This is a genomic window from Pontibacter toksunensis, assembly GCF_042686245.1.
GTDB classification, from domain to species: domain Bacteria; phylum Bacteroidota; class Bacteroidia; order Cytophagales; family Hymenobacteraceae; genus Pontibacter; species Pontibacter toksunensis.
This window is the reverse complement of the sequence record NZ_JBHUOX010000073.1, coordinates 1-2600: the sequence shown is the minus strand read 5'-3', so window position 1 is coordinate 2600 and position 2600 is coordinate 1. Positions and strand designations below refer to the sequence as shown.

At 42.8% G+C, this 2600-nt stretch carries 3 protein-coding genes and 1 pseudogene; 2 read left to right on the top strand and 2 right to left on the bottom strand.

All coding sequences use genetic code 11. The features are described 5' to 3' along the window. Positions 1–193: 193 nt before the first annotated feature. Positions 194–661, top strand: a complete 468-nt coding sequence (locus ACFS7Z_RS27085) for an Hsp20/alpha crystallin family protein (RefSeq protein ID WP_377492559.1) — start codon at positions 194–196, stop codon at positions 659–661. A gap of 459 nt (positions 662–1120) precedes the next feature. Here ACFS7Z_RS27085 and ACFS7Z_RS27080 read toward each other — a convergent pair whose 3' ends face one another. Continuing rightward, positions 1121–1435 carry a hypothetical protein gene (locus ACFS7Z_RS27080; protein ID WP_377492556.1) on the bottom strand — a complete coding sequence of 105 codons (315 nt, stop codon included), beginning with the start codon at positions 1433–1435 and terminating at the stop codon, positions 1121–1123. A 426-nt stretch (positions 1436–1861) separates the two neighbouring features. On the opposite strand from ACFS7Z_RS27080, the gene ACFS7Z_RS27075 reads away from it, so the two are divergent. Next, positions 1862–2488, top strand: a complete 627-nt coding sequence (locus tag ACFS7Z_RS27075; RefSeq protein ID WP_377492553.1) for a hypothetical protein — start codon at positions 1862–1864, stop codon at positions 2486–2488. Here ACFS7Z_RS27075 and ACFS7Z_RS27500 read toward each other — a convergent pair. Continuing rightward, positions 2485–2600 (bottom strand): annotated as a pseudogene (locus ACFS7Z_RS27500) (IS1 family transposase); the annotation flags it as partial. The gene ACFS7Z_RS27075 and the pseudogene ACFS7Z_RS27500 overlap by 4 nt on opposite strands.

Below are 2600 nucleotides of genomic sequence, written 5' to 3'. Positions count from 1 at the left end.
GTTTTTGACTACCTTCATACTGTGGCAGTAGGGGCAGTTTACCTGGATAGTTATCTCGCACATAACTTTCAACTAACATCCTTGCTGCCATACTTATTCCAACATCATACATTCTAGACCACAGCCCTTTATTATATAAAACTAATGTTAAATGGTCTGATAAATATATGTTCAACATTAAAATTTTAAAGCTATGTCTAACTTAATGAAACGAAACGGAGGCGTGACAAATCCTTCCCGTTCTGTTTTTTCTGATTTCTTCACAGATGTGGAACATTTCTTCGACAAGGATTTATTCCTGCTGCCCATGAACCTAAAGAGGCAAATGGAAGGCAAAGTGCCCTCTGTGAACATTCGCGAGAAAGAGAAGGAGTTCCTGATTGAGGTGGCAGCCCCGGGCATGAAGAAAGAGGACTTTAACATTGACATGGAGGAGGGTATGCTGACTATCAGCAGCCAGAAGAAGGAGAATAAAACAGAGGAGAAGGAAAATTACACGAGGCGGGAGTATAACTACAGCTCCTTCAGCCGCTCCTTTAACTTACCAGAGGACGTGAAGCCCGAGGAGATAAAGGCTAATTATCAGGATGGAGTACTGAGTCTGAGTGTGCCAAAGAAACAAGAGCAGCAGAAACCAAAGCAGAAGATAAAAATCAGTTAACCTGCTTGCATGCTGCTAAACAGCCGTAGGAACAGGCTGTATCTTTGGCTACACGTGAAATGCCTGTTAACGGAGCTTCAGGAATCTTTTCCTGAAGCTCTTTATTTTCAACCTTTTACTATCTTGAGCATCCTTTGAACAGAGTAGCCGCCGGTACTATAACATATCTCCGTACTCTATAAGGGCTTTGTGGAGCATGCCCCTGCAGATTTGAATCAATGGCAGGAATTATATTATCAGTTCTTATAGAAAGCGATATAAGCATGATAATCCTCACCACCTCGTAATCAATAACACAAGGCTGAAGCAGAGATATTACACATCAGTAACTGCGTCGGCCAGAGTTCCAGGCTGATTGGATGTTTTTATTTTTAGAGAAGCGGCACAAAGGCACTTCAAGACAACACAGAAACAGCTGATTTTCCTGTGTTGAGGAAATTTTCCTGCATGTAACGGGGGCTACAACATTTTTCCTTTGTACAACTGTTTAAGAATATCCTCCGCTAAGTCAGTGTGATGCTGTTGATCCGTTATTATTCTACCCTCTGTTACCTTGAAATCAATGGATAACGGCAGATTAACGATTCTTTGATCTTCTGTGCTGCACAACGGAATAGCCTTAAAGGATGTCCTGTTTCCAAAAACCACAAACGCTACCGGTAGGTGCTCAACAACATTACCGGGCTTTTTATAAGGAACCCGAACCACAACATCACCGGTTTTAGGTAAGTTAGTTTGGTAGACTGCATTCGAAGTTAAATTTTGCGCTTTCATACCTCTTTGTGTTTAATGTGCTGTAAAATAGCATCTTATGTATGAAGGTGCAATGATGCAAATCAGTGTAAGCCATTTTCTTGAACAATTTTTTTCATTTGTTTACAATGGCAGTCCCGTCTGCACCAACATGCACTGAATCTGCAACTCCTGTGCAGGTTGTTTTCAGCTTTCCCGAAAGCAGGCCCGGAGAATAGCAGCCGGAAGTATAAGAGAAGTTGTGAAATGCTCGGTTTGAAACCTATTTGACTCGCCTGCTGCTGCATACATGCAGCCTACTTCTGTTAATGAAGGCCCTGAAGCAGCTCCGGAAAGTATACTATTTCAATTTAACTATATATCTGTAGAGACCTGCGCCGGAAATTTGCAGGCTGAGAAAGTTGCAAAGAAAATGACGGAGTGAATCCTACCTGGTAATTCAGCAAAATGGCAGAATCGAATAAATCAGCGGAAAGTATAATTAGATTTTTATCTAATCCTTCTTCTTATGTACACCATCCAAAAAAGGTAAGTATTCTGCAAACCCATGCTTCTGTGCTTGCTATAGCCCCACCCTATGTATACAAAGTGAAAAAGCAGGTGAACCTGGGTTTTCTGAATTTTACTGAATTAGAAGACAGGAAAAGGAACTGCGAACGGGAATGGGAATTGAACAGCCGCTTCTGTGCCGGCCTCTACACGGCTATACTGCCGGTTGCCCTGAAGCACGGGCAGCTGGCTTTCGGCACAGAGGGAGAGATAGTTGATTATGCGCTTCAGATGAAGCAACTGCCGGATGGCTATTTCCTGGACCAGTTGGTGCAGGCTGGTCATGTATACCATAAAATGCTGGATGCAGTCCTGGAGATGCTGGAAGGTTGCTATGGAAAGCTCCTGCCAGATTCCCTTGTAGCCTACTATGGTAGCCTAAGCAGCATCAGGGAGGCAGTAAAAGAAAACGTAGCCACCTTAGAACACTGTACCCGGGATACAGTGCATCCACCTTCTTTGGAAACTATCCAGCGCTACTTCCAGTGCTTTTTACAGGATAATCAGAAATTGGTTGTGGTCTAGAATGTATGATGGTTTCGGTAATAGAAAATTAGCTTCATTGCATTGTCATGATTCTGCTCTTTTTTCGAGAAGCAGGCTGTTTTTCTGACTATCCTCCTGTTCCTGGTCCTCA